The 20,404-nt window shown below is 70.5% G+C and carries 17 protein-coding genes; all 17 read left to right on the top strand.

Features of this window, described 5'->3' with window-relative positions; genetic code table 11:
- The first annotated feature begins 42 nt into the window (after nt 1-42).
- Nucleotides 43-1,674 carry a DAK2 domain-containing protein gene (locus LB310_RS15080; protein ID WP_096228405.1) on the top strand — a complete coding sequence of 544 codons (1,632 nt, stop codon included), beginning with the start codon at nt 43-45 and terminating at the stop codon, nt 1,672-1,674.
- A 176-nt stretch (nt 1,675-1,850) separates the two neighbouring features.
- Nucleotides 1,851-4,040 carry an ATP-dependent DNA helicase RecG gene (locus LB310_RS15085; RefSeq protein ID WP_154270845.1) on the top strand — a complete coding sequence of 730 codons (2,190 nt, stop codon included), beginning with the start codon at nt 1,851-1,853 and terminating at the stop codon, nt 4,038-4,040.
- Nucleotide 4,041: 1 nt separating this feature from the next.
- On the top strand, nt 4,042-4,623 hold the full coding sequence (gene rsmD / locus LB310_RS15090) for a 16S rRNA (guanine(966)-N(2))-methyltransferase RsmD (protein WP_096228407.1): 582 nt from the start codon (nt 4,042-4,044) through the stop codon (nt 4,621-4,623).
- A 6-nt stretch (nt 4,624-4,629) separates the two neighbouring features.
- Nucleotides 4,630-5,109 carry a pantetheine-phosphate adenylyltransferase gene (gene coaD / locus LB310_RS15095; RefSeq protein ID WP_087192123.1) on the top strand — a complete coding sequence of 160 codons (480 nt, stop codon included), beginning with the start codon at nt 4,630-4,632 and terminating at the stop codon, nt 5,107-5,109.
- Nucleotides 5,110-5,314: 205 nt separating this feature from the next.
- Nucleotides 5,315-5,788, top strand: coding sequence for a hypothetical protein (locus LB310_RS15100; RefSeq protein ID WP_015538879.1), 474 nt, complete (start codon nt 5,315-5,317; stop codon nt 5,786-5,788).
- Nucleotides 5,789-5,865: 77 nt separating this feature from the next.
- Complete coding sequence (locus LB310_RS15105) at nt 5,866-6,342, top strand: DUF177 domain-containing protein (RefSeq protein WP_278805423.1); 477 nt, start codon at nt 5,866-5,868, stop codon at nt 6,340-6,342.
- A gap of 185 nt (nt 6,343-6,527) precedes the next feature.
- Nucleotides 6,528-7,463 carry a helix-turn-helix transcriptional regulator gene (locus tag LB310_RS15110; protein ID WP_278805424.1) on the top strand — a complete coding sequence of 312 codons (936 nt, stop codon included), beginning with the start codon at nt 6,528-6,530 and terminating at the stop codon, nt 7,461-7,463.
- Nucleotides 7,460-9,514 carry an ATP-binding domain-containing protein gene (locus LB310_RS15115; protein WP_278805425.1) on the top strand — a complete coding sequence of 685 codons (2,055 nt, stop codon included), beginning with the start codon at nt 7,460-7,462 and terminating at the stop codon, nt 9,512-9,514. The genes LB310_RS15110 and LB310_RS15115 overlap by 4 nt, the downstream gene beginning before the upstream one ends.
- A 403-nt stretch (nt 9,515-9,917) precedes the next feature.
- Nucleotides 9,918-10,496: a TetR/AcrR family transcriptional regulator gene (locus tag LB310_RS15120; protein WP_278805426.1), complete on the top strand. Its 579-nt coding sequence runs from the start codon at nt 9,918-9,920 to the stop codon at nt 10,494-10,496.
- Between the two features lie 4 nt (nt 10,497-10,500).
- Nucleotides 10,501-12,105 (top strand): NAD(P)/FAD-dependent oxidoreductase, encoded by a 1,605-nt coding sequence (locus LB310_RS15125; RefSeq protein ID WP_278805427.1) that lies wholly within the window; start codon nt 10,501-10,503, stop codon nt 12,103-12,105.
- Between the two features lie 259 nt (nt 12,106-12,364).
- Nucleotides 12,365-13,648, top strand: a complete 1,284-nt coding sequence (locus LB310_RS15130) for a chloride channel protein (protein ID WP_278805428.1) — start codon at nt 12,365-12,367, stop codon at nt 13,646-13,648.
- Between the two features lie 3 nt (nt 13,649-13,651).
- A complete protein-coding gene (locus LB310_RS15135) occupies nt 13,652-14,932 on the top strand; it encodes a chloride channel protein (protein WP_278805429.1) in 1,281 nt (426 codons plus the stop codon).
- Between the two features lie 8 nt (nt 14,933-14,940).
- Nucleotides 14,941-16,809, top strand: a complete 1,869-nt coding sequence (locus LB310_RS15140) for an ABC transporter ATP-binding protein (RefSeq protein WP_278805430.1) — start codon at nt 14,941-14,943, stop codon at nt 16,807-16,809.
- Between the two features lie 174 nt (nt 16,810-16,983).
- Entirely contained in the window at nt 16,984-17,163 is a 180-nt protein-coding gene (rpmF, locus tag LB310_RS15145) for a 50S ribosomal protein L32 (protein WP_041238879.1), read from the top strand.
- A 188-nt stretch (nt 17,164-17,351) separates the two neighbouring features.
- Nucleotides 17,352-18,347: a phosphate acyltransferase PlsX gene (gene plsX / locus LB310_RS15150; RefSeq protein ID WP_123674136.1), complete on the top strand. Its 996-nt coding sequence runs from the start codon at nt 17,352-17,354 to the stop codon at nt 18,345-18,347.
- A gap of 149 nt (nt 18,348-18,496) precedes the next feature.
- Nucleotides 18,497-19,342, top strand: coding sequence for a ribonuclease III (rnc, locus tag LB310_RS15155; protein WP_015538874.1), 846 nt, complete (start codon nt 18,497-18,499; stop codon nt 19,340-19,342).
- A 3-nt stretch (nt 19,343-19,345) separates the two neighbouring features.
- Nucleotides 19,346-20,404, top strand: a 1,059-nt coding sequence (locus tag LB310_RS15160; protein ID WP_301155332.1) for an AAA family ATPase, incomplete at its 3' end; no start/stop codon positions are given.

The following is a 20,404-nucleotide window of genomic DNA, read 5'->3' on the forward strand; positions in this document are numbered from 1 at the left end:
AGGGGGCGCGGGGTTTACCGCCGAGAGAGAGACAGACCTACCATGCCAGAATCCTATACCGCGAACGACCTGCTCAACGCCATAGCTGCCGCGAGCAAGACGCTGAGCGAGCGCAAGGACGAGATCAACCGCCTGAACGTGTTCCCCGTGCCCGACGGCGACACGGGCACGAACATGTCGCTGACGCTGGAAACCGTCGTCGAGAACCTGGCGAACCTGCCCATCGGCGCCGGCGGCACCGAGATCCGCAAGGCCATCACCACGGGCGCCCTCATGGGCGCGCGCGGCAACTCCGGCGTCATCACGTCGCAGATCCTGCGCGGCCTGTGCGAGGGCAGCGTCGGGCACGAGGCCGTGAACGCCGAGAGCATCGACTCCGCGTTCTCCCATGCCGTCGACGTGGCGTTCCAGGCCGTGCGCAAGCCGGTGGAGGGCACCATCCTCACCGTGCTGCGCGACAGCGCGGCGGCCGCCAAGCGCGCCCGCAAGAAGAAGCTCTCCACCGACGAGGCGCTGGAGGCCGTGGTGGCCGAGGCCTACGCGTCGGTGCAGCGCACGCCCGACCTGCTGCCCGTTCTCAAGGACAACGGCGTGGTCGACGCGGGCGGCTACGGCCTGGCCATCTTCTTCGACGCGTTCGCCGCGGCTCTCACCGGCAAGGAGGGCCCGCTGGGCGACGAGCTGGCCTTCGCGCGGGGTACGGCCCCGAAGGTGGAGATCGAGCAGATCAACGACTGGGAGGGCTCGGCTTACCGCTACTGCACCGAGTTCCTGGTGAACTCCGACACGCTGGACGCGGAGGAGGGCCTGGATTTCCTGGGCACCATGGGCGACTGCGAGCTGCTGGTGGGCCAGAACCCCAACTTCAAGGTGCACGTGCACACGAACACGCCCGACAAGGTGCTCGCCTACATGCTGGAGCGCGGCCAGATCGCCGAGGTGCACATCCACAACATGCAGCTGCAGAGCGCCGCTCGCACCGACGCGCTGGCGGCCGAGGGGGAGGCCGCGCGCAAGCCGATCGGCTTCGTGGCCGTGGCCGCGGGCGAGGGCAACGCGAAGATCCTCAAGAGCCTGGGCGTGGACGTGGTGGTCTCGGGCGGCCAGACCATGAACCCCTCGACGAAGGATCTGCTGGACGCCGCCAACGAGGTGAATGCGGACGCCGTGATCATCCTCCCGAACAACAAGAACATCATCATGGCCGCTCAGAGCGCGTGCGGCCTGTCCGACAAACCGTGCGCCGTCGTGCCCACCACGAGCGTGCCGCAGGCGTTCTCCGCGCTGTTCGGCCTGGACGAGGACGCGAGCCTCGAGGAGAACGTGGAGGCCATGACGGAGGCGTACGCCGACGTGCGCACCGGCGAGGTGACGCGCGCCATCAAGGACGCCAAGGATGCTCACGACAACCCCATCCGCGAAGGGGACGTCATCGGCATCGCCGACGGCTCCATCGAGGCCGTGGGCTCGGCCGTGGAGGACGTGGTCATGGACCTTCTGGCCCGCATGGACGCCGACGAGGCCGACACGCTCACGCTCCTGGCCGGCGAGGACTTGGACGACGCGGCCTTGGGCGCCCTCGTGGCGCGCATCGAGGAGGCGTACGACGAGTTGGAGATCGACGCGCACCGTGGCGAGCAGCCGCTGTACCCGGTGGTCATGTCGGTTGAGTAAGGAGTTCCGCCGTTCTGCCGAACGGCGGAACGGGCCGACGCTGCGGGGCGTCCTCGTGCCGGATCCCGGCCCTTGTGCACCGCGCGGCGCGTACCGAAGTACGCTTGGCAGTGCGGCGGGCCGATCTCCGGCACGAGGACGCCCCTCGCTGACTTTCGAACGACCTGGAGACGCACATGGACGCACCTGACCGCTTGGCAGCCACCCTCGCGCTCGACGAATCCGTCGGGCGCGTCCGTTTGGTGAGCCCGGCGCGCGCCCGCGCGCTCGAGGCGCTGGGCGTGCGCACGGTGCGCGACTTGGTGACGCACTTCCCCCGGCGCTACATCGACCTCTCTCGGCGCGAGACGGTGGCCTCGGCCGCCATCGGGGAGCAGTGCACGGTGGAGGGCACGGTGCACGAGATAAAGCTGAAGCGCCCCAAGCCGAAGCTGCCGCTTGTGGAGATAACGCTCGTGGACGGCACGGGCACGCTCATGGTGACGGCGTTTCGCCAGCCGTGGCTCATGGACCAGGTGCGTGCCGGCATGCGCATCGCCGTGGCGGGAAAGCTGGAGTTCAACTACGGTTTCAAGCGCATGACGAACCCCTACCTCGAGGCGCTGGAAGGCGCCGAGGGCGCGGCTGCCGGCATGGTCATACCCGTGCACCCCGCCACCGAGAAGCTGTCGGCCGCCTGGGTGCGCCGGCTCGTGGGCAACGCGCTTACGCAAGTGGCGGGGCTGTACGACCCGCTGCCGCTGGAGCTGCGCGCGAAGTATCGCCTCATGAGCCGCGGTGCGGCGCTCGCGGCCATCCACTTCCCCCGCAGCATGGACGAGGCTTCCGAGGCGCGGCGGCGCCTCGTGTACGAGGAGCTGCTGTTCCTGGAGCTCATGCTCATGGAGGAGGGCCGGGAGCGCGCCGAGGGGTGCGAGCCCGTGCGCCACGTGACGGACGGCCCGCGCCTGACGGCGCTCGCCGCAGCGCTGCCCTGGGAGCTCACCGACGAGCAGAAGGCCGCGCGCGACGACATCCTGGCCGCGCTCGCGGCGCCCGCCACGGCGAACCACCTGCTTCTGGGCGACGTGGGAACGGGCAAGACCGTCGTGGCCGCGCATGCGCTGGCCGCCGCGGCCGACACGGGCGGCCAAGCGCTGCTCATGGCCCCCACCGAGGTGCTGGCCCGCCAGCATGGCAAGAGCCTGGGGCCGCTGTTCGACCAGGCGGGCATCTCATGGGGGGTGCTCACCGGATCCACGCCCCCCGCCGAGCGCGAGGCGGTGCTCGCGCGCGTGGCGGCGGGAGAGGTGGACGTGCTCGTGGGCACGCACGCCCTCTTGGAGGACGACGTGCGCCCGAGGCGGTGCACGCTCGCGGTCATCGACGAGCAGCAGCGCTTCGGCGTGGACCAGCGGGCGAAGCTGCTGGCGAAGGGCGAGGCGCCCGACGCGCTCTACCTCACGGCCACGCCCATCCCGCGCTCGCTGGCGCTGGCGCTCTTCGGCAACCTCACGCTCTCCTACATCAGGCACCGCCCGCACGACGCGTCGGCGCGCACGACGAAGGTTGTGGCGAAGCAGGAGCGTGGGCGCGCCTACGACGCCGCGCTCGCCGCGCTCGCGCGCGGGGAGCAGGTGTACGTGGTGTGCCCGCTCGTGGGGGCGAGCGCCGAGGAGCGCGACGCGAAGGCCGGCAAGCGCGCGGGGCGCGAGGGCGACGAGGACGAGTACGCCTACGCCGCCATCAGCATCGAGGACGACGCCGACCTGGACGGCGGCAACGTGGCGGCCGCCGAGCGCGAGGCCGCCTTCCTGCAGCAGAAGACGTTCGTGGACTGGAAGGTGGAGCTTCTGCACGGGCGGCTGCCCGCTGCGGAGAAGCAGGACGTCATGGCCCGCTTCCGGGCAGGCGAGACGCAGGTGCTCGTGGCCACGACCGTCATCGAGGTGGGCGTGGACGTCCCGAACGCCACGGTCATGATCGTGGAGGACGCCGACCGCTTCGGCCTGTCGCAGCTCCACCAGCTGCGCGGCCGCGTGGGGCGCGGGGAGAAGCCCGGAGAGGTGTACCTGGTGAGCGCGTCGCGCACGGATGCGGCGCTGCGCCGTCTGGCGGCCATGGAGACCACCGACGACGGCTACGAGCTGGCGGCCTACGACCTGTCGCTGCGCCGCGAGGGCGATATCCTGGGCAACCGCCAGCACGGCGCCTCCGCGCTCAAGCTGGTGAACGTGGTGCGGGACGGCAAGGTGATCGAGGCGGCGCACGCCGACGCGCGCGCCCTGCTGGAAGAGGACCCGCGGCTCGAGGCGCCCGCGCACCGCGCGCTCGGGCGCGAGGCGCGGCTCGCGTTCAAGCGCGCCGGAGAGGTTCAAGGGGGCTGACATGCGCATCATTGCAGGAGAGTTCAAAGGGCGTACGATCAAGGCGCCGAAGGGGGACGGCACGCGCCCCACGACCGATCGCGTGCGCGAGTCGCTCATGAGCGCCGTGAACAGCGCCTGCGGCGGCTTCGAGGGCGCGACGGTGCTGGACGCGTTCGCCGGGTCGGGTGCGCTCGGGTTGGAGGCGCTCTCGCGCGGCGCCGCCTGCGCGCACTTCTTCGAGCGCGACGGCGCGGCGCAGCGCGTGCTGTGCGGCAACGTGCGCGCGCTCGGGTTGGAGGCGCGCCGCGCGCGCATCCACCGCGGCGACGTGCTGAGGGACCCGCCCGCCCATGCGCGCCCCCCGTTCAGCCTCGTGTTCCTGGACCCGCCCTACGCGCTCGCCGCGCAGGATGCGCTCGGCCTGGCGGCAACCCTCGCGGCCGACGGCGCCCTCGCGCCGGACGCGCTCGTGGCGTACGAGCACGGGGCGGGCACCTGCGGCGAGGCCGACGCGGCCGCCGCCGCCTGCGGGCTCGCCCTTGCATCGCGCAAGAAGTACGGCGATACTGTCGTGGACCTGTTCAGACCGAAGGAGCTTTGACCTGTTATGAGACGAGCACTCACGCCCGGAACGTTCGACCCCATCACCAGCGGGCACCTCGACGTCATCACGCGCGCGGCACAGCTGGTGGACGAGGTGGTGGTGGCCGTAGCCGCCTCCCCTAAGAAGAACCCGCTGTTCTCGCTCGAGGAGCGCGCCGAGCTCGTGCGCCAGGCCACGAGCCACCTGCCCAACGTGCGCGTGGAGCCCTTCGACGAGCTGCTCGTGGACTTCGCTGCCCGCATGGAGGCCACCGTGGTGGTGAAGGGCCTGCGCGCCATCACGGACTTCGAGTACGAGTTCCAGATGACGGCGCTCAACTACCAGTTGAACCAGGAGCTGGAGACGCTGTTCATCATGTCGCCCCCGCAGTACATGTACCTGTCTTCGTCCATCGTGCGCGAGATTGCCAGCCTGCACGGCGACGTGAACGGCTTCGTGCCCCCGTGCGTGAAGGGCGCCCTCGAGGCCAAGTTCGCGGAGTAGGCCCAAGGAGGGCCGCGCGGGTTCCGGTATGGCAACGAGAATACGACAGGGGCCTTCCGACCGGGTAAAATGTGCACGGTTTGTGCAGTGACGTTGGGTTATGGGTTCAAACCTGCTAGAATACTTTGACGCATGCGCGCAGGAAGACTCAAACCCCGTGCGCCGACGCACTTGAAACGCAGCACGCTTGGGTGGAAGGACAATCATGGACGAAACAGGAGTCTTGGGGCTGCTCGAGGAGCTCTCGATTCTTCTCGAGGACTCGAAGCCGGTCTTCGGCAAAAGCAACTTGCGCCAAGTCGACATAGCCGCGGCGTTCGAGATCATGGACGAGATCCGCGACACGTTCCCGAGCGAGTTCGCGCAGGCGCGCCAGATCGTTCGCGAGCGCCAGAGCCTGCTCGACGACGCCGAGGCCGAGGCCAACCGCATGATCGAGGACGCGCGCAGCCAGGCCATGACCATCGCCAGCGAGCAGGAGATCGTGCGCATCTCCCAGCAGCAGGCCGACCAGATCCTCGCGGACGCCCGCGAGCTGGAGCGCCAGACGCGCGCCGGGGCCGAGGATTACGCCGACGAGGTGTTCGGGCACGTGGAGCAGAGCCTCGACACGCTGCTGAACAACGTGCGCCGCTGCCGCGACCGCCTCAACGCCAACTCGCTCGCCGCGGGCCGCTGATGGAAACGACGCGCATCCCCATACCCTCGGAGCTCTTCGCACCTGCGGAGAGCTCGCATTTTGAGGGATCGTACACGGTGCCCGTCTTGAAGGCGGGGCCCGACTTGTACGATTTCGCCGAGCCGCTGTCCTGGCAGGTGGACGTGACGAACACGGGCGACGCGCTGCTGGTCACCGGCACCGTGGAGGGAGAGGCGAGGACGTCGTGCGCGCGCTGCGTCGACGACTTCTCGTTCCCCGTGACGGGCGAGGTGGAGGGCTACTTCCTGCTCGGCGCCGACAAGGAGGCGCCCGAGGACATGGACGACGACGAGTTCGACGTGCTGCCCGAGGACAACGTCATCGACCTGGAGCCGCTGCTGAACGCCGCGCTGCTGCTGGAGTTCCCGCTCGTGCCGCTGTGCGACGACGAATGCAAGGGCCTGTGCCCCACGTGCGGCGCGAACCTCAACAAGGGGCCGTGCGGCTGCGCGCCCGCCGAGGGCGACGGGGGCGACGACGTGCCGCCCAACCCGTTCGCCGTGCTGAAGGATTTCCCGTTCGAGCAGAACTGACCTCCTTTCCGCCATCGTGGAAGGTCTGTCCCTGCTATTTTCGATGAACCTGCCCGCGCCATTTTGAAACGCCCGCCCCCGGCGGGCGTTTCCTTTTCCCGACAGAGCAAGAAAAGTAGAGACGTGCGCCTCGTCGTTCTGGTTCAATGGAGCATCCGGGCCGAAAGGGAGGAAGGGAGGCTGGCATGGAGCCGGAGCACCTGCGCGCGGTGGAGCGGGCGGTGGCGTGTATCGAGGCGCACCGGGGCGGGCGGCTCGACCTGGACGCCATTGCGCGCGCTGCCGGCTACTCGAAGTTCCATCTGCATCGCCTGTTCGGCGAGGCGACGGGCATGACCGTGCATGCGTACGCATCGCGCCGACGGCTCACCGAGGCCGCCCGTGCGCTCGTGGAGACGGAGCGGCCCGTAGCCGACATCGCCCGCGACGCCGGCTACGACAGTCAGCAGACGTTCTCGGCGGCGTTCGCCGCGCTGTACAAGGCGCCGCCTGCGCGCTTCAGGGCGTGCGGTGCGTTCTACCCCCTGCAGCTGCCGCTGAAGCTGGACGCACTTGCCGGCGGGCTGAACGGCCCGCCGGCAGGTGCGGCTGATGGTCGGGCAGGCGAGGCGGGCGGCTGGGCCGACGGGGCCGGCCCCTGGGAGGCCAGGGCCGCGACGCCCGCCGACGTGCCGGCCTGGATGGATCTCATGCGGCTCGCCGTGGACGGCTTCCCCTGCCTTGACGAGCGCCGGCACGAGGCCTGGCTGCGCGAGGCCGTGGCCCGTGGGCAGGCGCTCGTCGCCCGCGGCGCGGGACCGGCGGCCCTCGCGGGCGCGGCGGCCTTCGACCCCGGGCGGGCCCGCATCGACGTGCTGGCGGTGCATCCGCGGCAGCGGCGGAGCGGAGGCCCGGCCCGCGCGCTCGTCGCGGCCGTGCAGGCCGCGGTGCCGGGGCGCGACCTGGCCATCGCCACGTACCGCGCGGGCGACCGCGCCGACACGGGGTACCGGCGCGACCTCGCGGCTCTCGGGTTCGAGGAGGCGGAGCTGGGCACCGAGCTCGGCTATCCCGTGCAATGGTTCCTGCTGCGTGCGGAGCCGCAGGATGAAGGCGGGAACGGGAGGAGGAATATCCTATGAGCGAAGGGCGTGCCGCCGTCAGGGCGGAGGAGGAGGCGCGGCTTGCCGAGACGCTCGGTCTCGTGCGCGCAGCCCTCGGTAAGGCCGAGGCCCTGCATGGGCGGATAGAGGACGGCTACCGCGAGGCCAAGCGCTACCAGGTGGCGTACCGCGGAGAGATCGACCCTGCGGAGGCCTTCCAGAACGAGCTGGCGCTGGCCGAGGTCGACCGGCGTGCCGCACGCTCGCACGAGGCGGCCGCGCAGCTGCGCAAGATGCTCGATGCGCCGTACTTCGCGCGCGTGGATTTCGCGGCCGGCGGGGAAGGGGGGCCGGAGACGTTCTACCTAGGGCGTTTCTCGTTCGCAGCGGAAGGCCGCACCGTGGTGTCCGACTGGCGCTCGCCGGTGGCGGGCCTGTTCTACGAGCACGACGAGACGGGCCCGGCGGCCTACGACGCGCCCTCGGGCCGCGTGGAAGGCCTGCTTTCGCTCAAGCGCCAGCTGGGGGTGGAGCGGGGCGAGCTCGTGTACGCGGCGGACAGCGCCTCGAGCGTGCGCGACGAGGTGCTGGCGCGCGAGCTGGGGCGCGCCTCCGACCGGAAGATGCGCGCCATCGTGGCGTCCATCCAAGCCGAGCAGAACCGCATCATACGCGACGAGGAGCCGGGCACGCTGGTCATCCAGGGCGCGGCAGGCTCGGGCAAGACCTCCATCGCGCTGCACCGCGTGGCGTACCTGCTGTACCGGCGCCGTGGCGAGCTTTCGTCGCGCCAGGTGGCCCTCCTCTCGCCGAACCGCGTGTTCGCCGACTACATCGCCGGCGTGCTGCCGGAGCTCGGCGAGGAGCCCATCGAGGCATTCGATCTGCGCGGCGTCGTGGAGCGGGCGCTCAACGGCTCCGTGCGCGTCGCGCCCGCGCGCTCGAGCGTGGACGCTGCGGACGAGGCATGGCGCGAGCGCGCCCGCTTGAAGGGGACGGCCGCGTTCGCCGACGCGGTGCTCGCGTTCCTCGAACGGGTTCCCGAGGCGGCGTTCGCGGCCGAGGACCTGACGTTCGGCCGACGCGTCGTCGAAGCCGCGTGGATCGATGCGCGATTCCGCGCGCACGGGGGCCTCGCCTTGGAGGAGCGGCTCGACCTCGTGGCCGCGAGCGTGGTCTACGAGCTGGAGTCCACGAGCGTCGGGCGCGACCGCCACGCCGTGCCGACGAAGCGGGAAGCGCGTCGGCGCCTGGCCGGCATGCTGCGCGCTAAGGACGCGCTTTCGCTCTACCGCCTGTTCCTCGCCGACCAGGGCTGGGAGGGTGCGCTCAAGGTCGGGCCGAAGCGCACGGTGGAGTGGGAGGACGCCGCGCCGCTCGCGCTCTTCAAGGGCGCGTTCTCGGGCTTCGAGGCCTACGACGGCGTCAAGCACCTCGTGGTGGACGAGATGCAGGACCTGACGCCGGTGCAGCATGCGCTCGTGGCGCGGCTGTTCCGTTGCGGCAAGACCGTGCTGGGCGACTGCTGCCAGGTGGTGGACGAGTGCGTCTCTGCCGCGCTCGAGGACGTTGCCCGGGCCTATGGCGCCGCGCGCGTCGTGCGGCTCACGCGCAGCTACCGTTCCACGAGCGAGATCGTGGCGCTCGCGAACCGCGTGAAGCCCGCCGCCGGCCTCGAGGCGGTGGAGCGGCATGGCGACGTGCCGCGCATCATCGACTGCGCGGACACGGCCGAGGTGCTCGCGCGGACGCTCGAGGCCGCCCAAGCCTTCCGCGCGAGCGGGCGCAAGACGCTCGGGATCCTGCACGCTTCCGAAGAGCTGGCCGCGCGCTACGCCGAGCTGCTCTCCCGCGACGTGGACGTCCACCTGCTGACCGAGCGCACGGAGACCTTCGAGAAAGGCGTGTCGGTGGCGTCCGTCAAGATGGCGAAGGGCCTCGAGTTCGACGAGGTGGTCGTGCTCGACGCCGACGAGCGCTTCTTCTCCGGCGAGCTCGGACGTTCCCTCCTCTACGTCGCGGTCACGCGTGCCCTTCATCGGCTGACCGTCCTGCACCGGGGAAGGCCGAGCAGGTTCCTGGCGGAGTAGGGGCGTCCGCCGTCCTGGGGGCAGCGACGAGGGCGCGACGCGAGGCGCGAGGGCCGTTCGAGATTCGCGGACGAGAACGAAGGCCCTGGCAACGGGAGCGGTGCTCGAAGTCGTTCGCGCAGCAAAACGCTCCGCATATCGCCGGTTCGCGCGTTGCGGACGCTTCCCCTGTGGAACTTATGCTCCCGCAGGTTCCCTATTCGTCCATGACGATGCAGGCAAGGGGATCGAGCGGCACGGTTGTGGGGCGGTCCCTGCCCGCGAGGGCGTGTTGCGGGCATTCTGGGAAACCGCATGAACATCCTATATGGAAGAGGCTGAAGCGATTTTGCGTTCCCACGCCTCGAGCTCGCTCTCCTTGTGCTAATATTGAATTCTAATTCAATGAAAGGAAGTTCAACAAATGGTGTCGAGGCAGGAGCAGCGGGAGCGGCGCCGCGAGGAGATCCTCCGAGCGGCGATGCACCTGTTCGTGCGCAAGGGCTATGCGGGCACGAAGGTGGGCGACATCGCCGAGGCGGTGGGCATGAGCACGGGGCTCATGTTCCATTACTTCGAGTCGAAGGAAGCGCTCTACGAGGAGCTCATAGGCCTGGGCGTGGGCGGGCCGATGGCGATGATGGGCAACAGGGCCGAGGTCGACGCGATCGCGTTCTTCGAAGGGGCCGCCGCGAGCATCCTGGCCTTTTTGCGCGAAGACCGCTTCATGGCCGACATGTTCGTGCTCATGGGCAACGCGCTTATGGACGACGCCATCCCCGAGCGCGCGAAGGAGCTGCTCGCGGGCTTCGACATGAACACGCCCACGGCCGAGATGGTGCGTCGCGGCCAGCGCGAGGGCACCGTCCGCGCGGGCGACCCGACGGCGCTCTCCATCGCGTTCTGGGCGGCCATCCAGGGCATCGCCGAGGAGCTGGCCGTGTATCCCGATATGCCGTGCCCGGAACCGGAATGGATCGTCGACATCGTGAGGAAGAGGTAGGGGAATGGATCAGCTGAAGAGCGAGCACGCAAGCGCGAGCGCGGCCAAGCGAACGGATGTTTCACGTGAAACATCGGAGGAGCGATCGTCGCGCGCGACGGGCGCGACGGGGGCGGGAGCTTCGTCGAAGCGCGTCGCCGTCGTGGGCGCCGGCATAGCAGGGCTCGCGGCCGGGGTGTACACGCGCCAGAGCGGCTTCGACGTCACCGTCTTCGAGCCGCACGCCATCCCCGGCGGCGCATCGACCAGTTGGAGCCGCAAGGGGTACCTGTTCGAGGGCGGCATGCATTGGCTCACGGGATCGTCGCCGAAGACGGCGCTCAACGCGGTGTGGAACGAGATCGGCGCGCTCGATGCGGACGTGCCGATATACGTGCGCGACCCCTTCCTCGCCTACGAGTTCGAGGGGAGAACCGTCTACCTGTACCGCGACGTCGACCGCCTCGAGGAGCACCTGCTCGACGTCGCGCCCGAAGACGCGCGCCAGATACGGCGCCTCGTCAAGGACGTGCGCGCGTTCATGAAGGTGAGCATGCCCGTCTTCGACCTCAAGGGCGTGAAGGCGGCCGTGCCGCGCAAGGCGGGCATGGGGGAAATGCTTGCCATGCTGCCGGCGATGGCACGCATGCCCGCCTACGCGAACCAGACCGCCCGTGCGTTCGCGGATCGCTTCTCCAACCCGCTGCTGCGCACCCTGTTCGCGAGCATGGTCGGCGAGGACATGAGCGCGATGGGACTCGCGTTCACGCTCGCGACGCTCGCTGCGGGCGACGGCGGGTACCCGCTCGGCGGCTCGCTCGCCATGGCCCGGCGCGTCGCTGAGACGTTGGAGCGGCTGGGAGGTCGGATCGAGTACCGGAGCCTCGTCGAGCAGGTTGCCGTGCGGGACGGGCGAGCGGTGGGCGTGGTCGTGGACGGCGAAGAGCGGGCGTTCGATGCCGTCATCGTGACGCAGGATCTGCGCATGGCCGTCGACGAGCTCTTCGACCCGCCGATCGTCGAGCCTTGGGCGGAGCATTTGCGGGAGCACGTGCATCCGATCCTCGACACGTTCGTGAGCCTCGGCATCCGAAGCGACCTCTCGGACGTGCCGGAATGCGTCGGGTTCCCCCTCGACGAGCCCGTTTTCTGCGGAGGGCAGCGACATGACGCGCTTTCCTTCAACAACTACGCCGCCTACGAGGGCTACGCGCCCGAGGGCTGCACGGCCATGACGCTGTTCATGAACGGCGACACGTACGACTGGTGGGTCGCGCGCAAGGACGACGGCACCTACGTGCAGGAGAAGCGCAAGCTCGCCGAGGCAGTGATCGCCGCGGTGTCGAAGAAGTGCCCGCAGGTGGAGGGCAAGGTGGAGGTATGGGACGTGGCCACGCCGCTGACCTACGAGCGCTACCTGCGCTCGTACAAGGGCTCGTGGATGTCGAACATGCTCCCCGGCGAGAAGGCGCGGAGCTACCCGGCGAAGCCCGAGGGCATCGCGGACGTGTACTTCGCCGGCCAGCGCCTCGTCGCCCCCGGCGGCCTGCCCACCGCGGTCGACACCGCCCGCACCGCCGTCCAGCACCTCTGCCGCGACACCGGCACGGTGTTCCAAGGGGCGCTCTGACGGGTCGCCCCGCGGCGGTCCTCGGATGTTTCACGTGAAACATCCGTTCGTTTCAATTTGCGGCGCGCCGGGTCATGGACCCGACGCGCTCTTTCCTCTTGCGAGGCGCATTCCGCTCGGGATGACGCAAGGGGCTCGTCAACCGGAGGATGCACGCCGGGCGGCGACTCATTGACGACGCCGCCTCCGGCTCCGTCGCCCAACGCAGTCTCGCCTACCATATGAGGGATAGGCAAGGCGACGAGGCGGGGAGGCGGACATGGCGAAGCGCGAAGCGGAGGGCGGCGGTGTGGATCCCTCCCAGGTCGTGCGCCACTTCCTGTTCGCTCTCGCGGCCGGCGGGGCCGGCGCGGCGGCCTCCATCGCGCTCTCGCTCGCCGTCGACCTCGCGGCGCGGCTCTCCGGGCGCTTCCCGTGGCTGCTCCTCGCGCTGCCGGCGCTCGGCGCGGCCTCCGTTCTGCTGTACCGTGCGCTCAAGCTGCCCGCGCACCTGGCCACCGACACGCTGGTGGACCGCCTGCGCCGCAACGACCGCGTGCCGCCCGCGCTCGCGCCGGGCATCCTCGCGGGCACGTTCCTCACCGTGCTCGGCGGCGGGTCGGTGGGCAAGGAGGCCGCGGCGCTGCAGATGGGGGCGTCGCTCGGCGCGCTCGTCGGCCGCCCCTTCAAGCTGGCCCCCGTGCGCCGGGGCGCGCCGGCCATCCCCCAGGGCTACGCGGCGGCCACGGGCATGGCGGCGTGCTTCGGGGCGCTCTTCTTCGCGCCGCTCGGCTCGACGATGTTCGTGCTCGAGCTCGCCCGGTTCGACCGGACGGTCGCGCGCCACGTGCCCACGCTGCTGCTCGCGTCGTTCGCGGCGTTCAGCATCGCGCGCTTGACAGGCATCGGCGACGTGATCCCGCGCGTCGCCGTGCCCGTCTTCTCGTGGCCGCTCGTCGCGCAGTGCGTGCTCGTGGGCCTGGCATGCGGGGCGGCGGGCACCGTGTTCGGCACGGGGCTGCGTCTCGCGCGCCGCGTCGTGCGCCGGCGGGTGGGCCGGCCGCTGGTGGCCGCCGTCGCGGGCGGCCTCCTGTTCGCGGGCATCGTGCTGGCGTTCGGGTGGCAGGGCTTCGAGGGCACGGGCATGCCGCTTCTGCGCGGCGCGCTCGCGGGGCATGCGGGCGGCGCCGATTTCGCCGTGAAGGCGGGCCTCACGGTGCTCGCGCTCGGCTTCGGGCTCAAGGGCGGCGAGATCATGCCCATGTTCACGGTGGGCGCGCTTTTGGGCTGCGCGCTCGGCGGCCTCACGGGGGCGGCGGCGCCGTTCTCGGCCGCGCTCGGGCTGGCGGCGTTCTTCGGGGCCGCGAGCCGCTGCCCGCTGGCTGCGCTTCTCATGGGCGCGGAGATATTCGGCCTGGCCGCCGCGCCCTATCTGGCGCTCGCGGTGGCGGTGGCCTACGCGGGCAGCCGCGACGTGGGCGTGTTCGGGCACGGCACGGCGAGCGAGCTCGCGCGCCTGCGCGCACGGGCCCGCGATCTCGCGTGGCGCCGGGAAGGGCGCTGAGGCATGGGGCGCGCGACGGGCCGCCTTCCCGGCCAGCTGGCGCGCCACGCCGCGTTCGCGCTCGCGGCCGGAACGGCCGGGGCGCTCGCCGCGTCGCTCGCCACCCTCGCGCTCGACGCGGCCTCGGCGCTCCCCACGCGCTTCCCCTGGCTGCTGTTCGCGCTGCCGCTTCTAGGGGCGGCCTCCATCGGGCTCTTCAAGCTGCTCGGCCTGCCGCTCGGCGCGCAGCCCGGATCGGTGGTGGAGGACGTGCGCGACGATGGCCGCGTGCCGCTCGCCCTGGCGCCTGCGGCGCTCGCCGGCACGCTCTTCACGGTGGCGGGCGGGGGGTCGGCGGGAGCGACGGCAACCTCGCTCGCCATGTCGTCCTCGGCGGCGTCGGAGCTCGGCAGGCTCGCGCGGGTCGAGCCCCTGGCGGCGTCCGGCGCGCGGGCGCCCCGCCGCGGCTGGACGGCGGCCTGCGGGATGGCGGCGGCGTTCTCGGCCCTGTTCGGCGCGCCGCTCGCGGGCGCCGCGTTCGCGCTCGAGCTCGTCCGGTTCGACGGCGCCGTCGCGCGCCATCTGCCCGCCGTGCTCACGGCCTCCCTCGCAGCTTGGCTCGTTTCGCTGCCGCTCGCCGGCGGTTACGCGCTCCCTGCGGCGGCGCCCTCGGACGCGTCGTGGCGCGCGGGCGCGCTCTGCTTGCTGGTGGGCCTCGCGAGCGCTGCGGCCGGCACCGTGTTCGGCTGGTCGCTGCGCGCGCTCAGGTGGGCCTTCGGCCGGGCCCGCGCCCATCCGGCCCTCGTGGCGGCTGCGGGAGGCGCGCTCATCTGCGCGCTCGTGCTCGCCTTCGGCTGGCAGCGCTTCGAGGGGTCGGGCCTCGCGCTTCTCGCCGTCGCCTTCGCCGGGGACGCCGGCCCCTTCGACTTCGCCGTGAAGGCGCTGCTCACCGTGGTCACGCTCGGCTTCGGCTTCAAGGGCGGCGAGGTGATGCCCGCGCTTTCCGTGGGCGCGCTTTTGGGGGCCTCGTGCGCGGGGCTCATTGGCGCCGCGCCGCCGTTCGCAGCGGCCATGGGGGCCGCGGCCTTCCTCGCGGCCGCCGCACGCTGCCCGCTCGCCGCGGTGCTCCTGGCCGGCGAGGCGTTCGGGTGGGCCGCCGCGCCGTGGGCCGCGCTCGCCGTGCTGCCCGCCTATCTGGGCAGCGTGGACGTGGGCATGTTCGGCCGCGGGATCACGGCGTGGCGGACGCGCTCGCGCGCTGCCCGCGGGCAACGAGAGGATCGACGACGCGGGAGAGGACGGTAAGCGCTACAATGGCAACCATGGACACCAAGAAGAATCCCCCAGCCCACGCAGTCGATCCCGCGGCCCCTTCGGGCGCCGACGAGCCGCGCGTTTCCGCGCGCCAGGTGCTCGCGCGCTTCGTCGCCTATTACAAGCCCTACAAGTTCCTGTTCTTCTTCGACCTCGTGTGTGCCTCGGTGCTCGCGGCGGTCGATCTGGCCTTCCCGCAGTTCCTGAACTTCTTCACGAGGCAGTTCTTCCTGGAGCCGCCCGAGGTCATCCTCTCCACGCTCGGGTGGATAGCGCTCGGGTTCGCCGCGCTGTACGCCCTGCGCACGGCCTGCCAGTACTTCATCACGGCGTGGGGCCACATCATGGGCGCGCGCATGGAGGCCGACATGCGCATGGACCTGTTCAAGCAGTACCAGCGCCTGTCGTTCAGCTACTACGACCGCAACAACACCGGCGAGATGATGAGCAAGCTGCTCACCGACCTGTTCGACATATCGGAGCTGGCGCACCACGGGCCGGAGAACCTGTTCATCTGCATTCTGAAGATTGCAGGCTCGTTCGTGCTGCTGTTCATGATAAACGTGCCGCTCACGGCCATCATGCTGGCGGCCACGGCGGTCATGGCGGCCTACGCGTTCTGGCGCAACTACAAGAAGCGCGTCATCTTCACGGAGAACCGCAGGAAGATGGCCGACATCAACGCGCGGCTGCAGGACTCGCTCGGCGGCATCCGCGTGGTGAAGTCGTTCGGCAACGAGGGCGTGGAGATCGGCAAGTTCAGCGGCACGAACAAGCGCTTCGTGGACACGAAGGAGAGCTCGTATAGGTTCATGGGCGCGTTCCATGCGGTGAACTCGGTGTTCACCGGCGTTCTGTACACCGTGACCATCGTGGGTGGCGGCTACTTCGTGGCCACGGGGGGCCTGGCGCCCGCCGAGCTCGCCATCTACGCCCTGTACATCGGCATCTTCCTGTCGCCCATCGAGCAGCTCATCAACTTCACCGAGCAGTTCCAGAAGGGCTACGCGGGCTTCCGCCGCTTCATGGAGGTGCTGGCCGTGAGGCCCGACGTGCGCAACCGGCCCGGCGCCCTGCCGCTTGCAGCCGCCGAGGTGGAGCGCGGGCGGGCGGACGAGTTCGTGGCCGGAGAAGTGCGCTACCGTGGCGTGCGGTTCGGCTACGACGGCGAGCACGAGGTGCTGCGCGGTCTGGACCTGGCCATACCGGCCGGTACGACCGTGGCGCTCGTGGGGCCGTCAGGCGGCGGCAAGACCACCACGTGCTCGCTTCTGCCCCGGTTCTACGACCCGGGCGCGGGCTCGGTGGAGATCGACGGCATCGACGTGCGCGACGTGACGGTGGAGACGCTGCGCGAGGCCATCGGCATCGTGCAGCAGGACGTGTACCTGTTCGGCGGCACCGTGCGCGAGAACATCGCCTACGGGCGCCCCGATGCCTCGGACGACCAGATCGTGGAGGCGGCGCGGCGCGCGAACATCCATGAGTTCGTCATGGGCCTGCCGGAGGGCTACGACACGTTCGTGGGCGAGCGCGGGGCGCGGCTGTCGGGCGGGCAGAAGCAGCGGATCGCCATCGCGCGCGTGTTCTTGCGCAACCCGCGCATCCTCATCCTGGACGAGGCCACGAGCGCGCTCGACAACGAGAGCGAGCGGGCCATCCAGGCGTCGCTCGAGGAGCTGTCCGAGGGCCGCACCACGCTCGTCATCGCGCACCGGCTGTCCACCATACGCGGCGCCGACCTCATCGCGGTGGTTGAGGACGGCCGCGTGGTGGAGCAGGGCACCCACGACGAGCTGCTGGAGCTGGGCGGCACGTACGCGCGCTATTACGAGATGCAGTTCGGTCGCCCGTCGGAAGGGCTCTGAGCGGCCCTTCGCGCCCTCGGGGCCCCGCCGTGTGGAGCACGTGTGGCATGTCGAAGAAAAGCGCAGATGGGGCCTTGCGCGGCGCATGAACCTTTGGTACTATACCGTTTCGCATGTTTACTAAGCGAGGACGGGCGGCACGGGTTCGCCCGGCTTACAGAAGGAGCATAGATCATGGCAGTACCTAAGCGCAAGATGGGCCGTATCCGCACCCATAACCGTCGCAGCAGCAACGATAAGATCGGTGCGCCCGCCCGTTCCGTGTGCCCGCAGTGCGGCGAAGTGAAGCTTCCGCACCGCGTGTGTCCGAACTGCGGCTTCTACAAGAACCGCGAGGTTATCGAGACGGAATAGCGCATCCGCGCTTTGGCGCGCGCTCTTCGGCCGCGTTGAAAAGCCTCCCCGCACGTCAGCGCCCGCTGATGCATGGGGAGGCTTTTTCAGGTTGGTTGAGCAAGGCGCGTGCGGTCGGGGCCCGGCAGGGCCGCGGTTCTCGCAGGAGGCCGGCCTCGCGGGAGGCCGTCGGCAGGAGGAGGCAATCAATGTCCGAGGAAGTCACGATAGCGGTCGATGCCATGGGGGGCGACGATGCCCCGGGCGTCGTGCTCGACGGCGTGGCGCAGGCGCTCGAGGCCGACGGGGCCCTGCACGTGGTGCTGTGCGGCCCGGCCGAGGTGGTGGAGCCGTTCGCGGCGGCGCACGAGCGCTGCGAGGCGCGCGCGACGACCGAGGTCGTCGGCATGGGCGAGCACCCGGCCGAGGCCGTGCGCAAGAAGAAGGACTCGTCTGTCGTGGTGGGCTGCCGCCTGGTGAAGGAGGGTGCCGCGCAGGGCTTCTTCTCCGCCGGCTCCACGGGCGCCTGCCTGGCGGCGGGGACGCTCGTCATGGGCCGCATCAAGGGCGTGTCGCGGCCGGCGCTGGCCACGGTCATCCCGTCGCCCGTGCGCCCGGTGGTCATGTGCGACATCGGCGCGAACGCCGACTGCAAGCCCGCCTACCTCGTGCAGTTCGCCCAGATGGCCACCATCTACGCCGAGCGTATCGTGGGGATAGAGAACCCGCGCGCGGCGCTGCTGAACATCGGCGAGGAGGAGGCGAAGGGCTCCCAGTTCGCCCAGGAGGCCTACGCGCTGCTGAAGGAGCAGCTGCCGAACTTCGCCGGCAACGCCGAGGGCGGCGACATCCTCCCCGCGAAGTTCGACGTCATCGTGACGGACGGCTTCACGGGCAACGTGTGTCTCAAGACCATCGAGGGCACGTCCAAGACGCTGTTCAAGACGCTCAAGGGCGTTATGATGAAAACCCCCGTCACGAAGCTGGGGGCTCTTGCCATCAAGGGCGGCCTGAAGGAGCTCATGGCGCAGGTGAGCCCGGACACGTACGGCGGTGCGCCGCTCCTGGGCGTGAAGGGGGCGCTGCTGGTGGGCCACGGCTCGTCGAATGCCTTCGCCGTGAAAAACGGCGTGCTCACCACGGCCGGCGTGGTGCGCGCGGGGGTTTCTGAAATAATCGCGCAGACCGTGGCGAAGGGCGCGTAGTCGGCTACAATGAACCGAACGGCAAGGTGGCCCCGGCGCGTCCGCGTCCGGGGCCTTCCTTGCGCCCGGCCCCCCGTCCTGCCGGGGGCGCGGGGCGGCCGACGGACCGGAACACGCGAACGAAACGACCAGCAGAGGGCCGAACCTTCATGATATTGACCGAAGAGCAAGAACAGAAGCTCGCCAGAGCGCAAGAGATACTCGACTACCGCTTCGATAGCGAGCACCTCCTGCTCTCTGCCATCACCCACCCCTCGGCAACCGAGGGCAAGTCCGTCAAGTACTCCTACGAGCGCCTGGAGTTCCTGGGCGACAGCATCCTGGGCGCCATCGTTGCGGCCATAGCGTTTCACCGCTTCCACGACCTGGACGAGGGCGGGCTCACGCGCATCAAGGTGGCGCTCGTGTCGGGCGCGAGCCTGTCGGACGTGGCCGACCGCCTGGGCTTCGCGGACGTCATCGTGTTCGGCTCGTCGGAGACGGGCACGGGCAAGCGCGGCCTGCACTCCGCGCTGGAGAACGTGTACGAGGCCGTGGTGGCGGCGCTCTACCTGGACGGCGGCATCGGGGCCGCGCAGGAGTTCGTGGAGCGCACGCTCATCCCGCGCATGTCGCTGGACATGGCGCGCGAGCCGGAGAACCCCAAGAGCGCCCTGCAGGAGAAGCTGCAGGAGGACGGCATAACGCCCACGTACAAGCTCGTGGAGACGCAGGGGCCGCCGCACGACCGCACGTTCGTGGCGCAGGTGTTCGCCGGCACGCAGGGCCTGGCCCGCGGCACCGGCCGCACGAAGAAGGAGGCCGAGAGCCAGGCGGCCAAGAGCACGCTCGCGCGCCTCGGCGAGTTCTTCGGGCTGGGCGTGGACGAGGAGACGCGTGCCGAGAAGGCCGAGGCCGCGAAGCTGGCCAAGGCCGAGAAGGCGGCGGCGCGCGCCGAGGAGAAGGCGCGCAAGAAGAGCGAGCGCGCCCAGGCCAAGCAGCGCAAGCAGGGGTAGGCCGTGTACCTGAAGTCGCTCGTCCTCAAGGGTTTCAAGTCGTTCGCCGACCGCAGCGCGCTCGCGCTCGAGCCGGGTATCACGGCCGTGGTGGGCCCGAACGGCTCGGGCAAGTCGAACATCTCGGACGCGGTGCTGTGGGTGCTGGGCGAGCGCAATGCGAAGAACCTGCGCGGCCAGGCCATGGAGGACGTCATCTTCGCGGGCTCGTCGGCGCGCAAGGCCACGGGGCTGGCCGAGGTGGACCTCGTGCTGGACAACTCGGACGGCACGCTTCCCGTGGATTTCGCCGAGGTGGCCATCACGCGCCGCATGTACCGCTCCGGCGAGAGCGAGTACCTGATAAACGGGGTGGTGGCGCGCCGCATGGACGTGCTGGACATCTTGCACGACACGGGGCTCGGCACGGGCACGCACTCCATCATCAGCCAGGGCTCGCTCGACTCCATCCTGCAGTCCAAGCCGGAGGACCGCCGCGCGCTCATCGAGGAGGCCGCGGGCGTGCTCAAGCACAAGCAGCGCAAGGCCAAGAGCGAGCGGAAGCTGGAGCACATGGACCAGCACCTCGCGCGCGTGAAGGACGTGGCGGCCGAGGTGGAGCGCCAGCTGGGGCCGCTCGAGCGCAAGGCGAAGCGCGCGCGGGCCTACCAGGGGCTGTCCGCCGAGCTCTCCGAGCTCACGCTGGCGCTGGCCGTGGACGACCTGCGCGTGCTGCAGCGCGCCTGGGACGAGGCTGTGGAGCGCGAGCGGGCCTTGGACGAGGAGCTGGCGCAGAAGAAGGCCGCCATCGCCGAGGCCGAGGCGCGCGCCGAAGAGCTGCAGGAGCGGATACGCCGCGAGAGCGCCGACGCGGGCGAGCTGGCCAAGACCCATCGCCGTGCGTCGTCGGCCGTGGAGCGCTTCGACGGCGCCACGCTGCTGTTGCATGAGAAGCGCCGCGCTGCGCAGGCCCGCGAGGCCGAGCTGCGCGTGGCGCTGGAGGCGGGCAAGGCGCGCCGCGCCGCGGCCGAGGCCGAGCGCGCGCAGGCGGCGGCTCAGGTGGGCGAGGTGCGCGCCGAGCGC

This window comes from Gordonibacter sp. RACS_AR49 (genome assembly GCF_030418435.1).
Classification (GTDB): domain Bacteria; phylum Actinomycetota; class Coriobacteriia; order Coriobacteriales; family Eggerthellaceae; genus Gordonibacter; species Gordonibacter urolithinfaciens.

Excerpts from the sequence above, each read along its gene's own strand:
- LB310_RS15080 (WP_096228405.1), top strand. The coding sequence starts at position 43 with ATGCCAGAATCCTATACCGCGAACGACCTGCTCAACGCCATAGCTGCC.
- LB310_RS15085 (WP_154270845.1), top strand. The coding sequence starts at position 1,851 with ATGGACGCACCTGACCGCTTGGCAGCCACCCTCGCGCTCGACGAATCC.
- rsmD (WP_096228407.1), top strand. The coding sequence starts at position 4,042 with ATGCGCATCATTGCAGGAGAGTTCAAAGGGCGTACGATCAAGGCGCCG.
- coaD (WP_087192123.1), top strand. The coding sequence starts at position 4,630 with ATGAGACGAGCACTCACGCCCGGAACGTTCGACCCCATCACCAGCGGG.
- LB310_RS15100 (WP_015538879.1), top strand. The coding sequence starts at position 5,315 with ATGGACGAAACAGGAGTCTTGGGGCTGCTCGAGGAGCTCTCGATTCTT.
- LB310_RS15110 (WP_278805424.1), top strand. The coding sequence starts at position 6,528 with ATGGAGCCGGAGCACCTGCGCGCGGTGGAGCGGGCGGTGGCGTGTATC.
- LB310_RS15115 (WP_278805425.1), top strand. The coding sequence starts at position 7,460 with ATGAGCGAAGGGCGTGCCGCCGTCAGGGCGGAGGAGGAGGCGCGGCTT.
- LB310_RS15120 (WP_278805426.1), top strand. The coding sequence starts at position 9,918 with ATGGTGTCGAGGCAGGAGCAGCGGGAGCGGCGCCGCGAGGAGATCCTC.
- LB310_RS15125 (WP_278805427.1), top strand. The coding sequence starts at position 10,501 with ATGGATCAGCTGAAGAGCGAGCACGCAAGCGCGAGCGCGGCCAAGCGA.
- LB310_RS15130 (WP_278805428.1), top strand. The coding sequence starts at position 12,365 with ATGGCGAAGCGCGAAGCGGAGGGCGGCGGTGTGGATCCCTCCCAGGTC.
- LB310_RS15135 (WP_278805429.1), top strand. The coding sequence starts at position 13,652 with ATGGGGCGCGCGACGGGCCGCCTTCCCGGCCAGCTGGCGCGCCACGCC.
- LB310_RS15140 (WP_278805430.1), top strand. The coding sequence starts at position 14,941 with ATGGCAACCATGGACACCAAGAAGAATCCCCCAGCCCACGCAGTCGAT.
- rpmF (WP_041238879.1), top strand. The coding sequence starts at position 16,984 with ATGGCAGTACCTAAGCGCAAGATGGGCCGTATCCGCACCCATAACCGT.
- plsX (WP_123674136.1), top strand. The coding sequence starts at position 17,352 with ATGTCCGAGGAAGTCACGATAGCGGTCGATGCCATGGGGGGCGACGAT.
- rnc (WP_015538874.1), top strand. The coding sequence starts at position 18,497 with ATGATATTGACCGAAGAGCAAGAACAGAAGCTCGCCAGAGCGCAAGAG.